This window comes from Mycobacterium sp. IS-1264 (genome assembly GCF_001954195.1).
Lineage (GTDB): Bacteria > Actinomycetota > Actinomycetes > Mycobacteriales > Mycobacteriaceae > Mycobacterium.
Genome location: NZ_MBES01000083.1, coordinates 1 through 603 on the forward strand (window position 1 = coordinate 1; position 603 = coordinate 603).

Consider the following 603-nt stretch of genomic DNA (forward strand, 5'->3'; position numbering starts at 1 on the left):
GCGCTGTCGGTGCTGGCCATGTTGCTGCCGGCGGTCTGCACCTTCTGGCCGTGGGCGTTGGCCTGCTCGTAAATCACCTGGAAGTTACGACCCAACTGGGTGATGAACTCCTGGCAAGCCACCGAACCCGCACCGCCCCAGAAGTCACCAGCAGCAAGCACATCGCGCACGATGGCCTGGTGCTCGGCCTCCAAAGAAGCGGCCTGCGCGCGAATCAGCGCGCCGTGGGCATCGACATCGCCGAACTGGTAATTGATCGTCATATCGGTGTTCTCCTAACGAATAAAAGGGCTAGTGGCTCAGGATCTGCTGCGAGGCCTGCTCTTGGGTCTCGTAGTTGTTCGCGTCGCGGATCAGCCCGTCGCGAACCCCGTGCAGCATGTTCACGATGTTGTTGAACGCCTGATTCATCTGACCCATGGTGTCGTAGGACGTCGCCTGGGCCTGACCACTCCAGCCAGCACCAGCGATGTTCTGCGAGGACGCCCACATCTTGCGCGCCTCATCGGCCACCGTCTGAGCATGCATCTCAAAGCGGCCCGCCATCGCCCGCATCGAGTGCGGATCAGTCATAAAACGTGTTGCCATCTTGGCTATCTCCTT

Annotated in this window: 2 protein-coding genes; both read right to left on the reverse strand. The window is 60.5% G+C overall.

Annotated features, from left to right (window positions below):
- Nucleotides 1-263 (reverse strand): WXG100 family type VII secretion target (locus tag A5744_RS22470; RefSeq protein WP_076064587.1); only part of this gene is annotated, 263 nt, incomplete at its 3' end.
- A gap of 28 nt (nucleotides 264-291) precedes the next feature.
- Complete coding sequence (locus A5744_RS22475; protein WP_076064588.1) at nucleotides 292-588, reverse strand: WXG100 family type VII secretion target; 297 nt, start codon at nucleotides 586-588, stop codon at nucleotides 292-294.
- Between the last annotated feature and the right edge of the window lie 15 nt (nucleotides 589-603).

Coding starts and splice junctions, on each gene's coding strand:
- A5744_RS22475 (WP_076064588.1), bottom strand. CDS start 588: ATGGCAACACGTTTTATGACTGATCCGCACTCGATGCGGGCGATGGCG.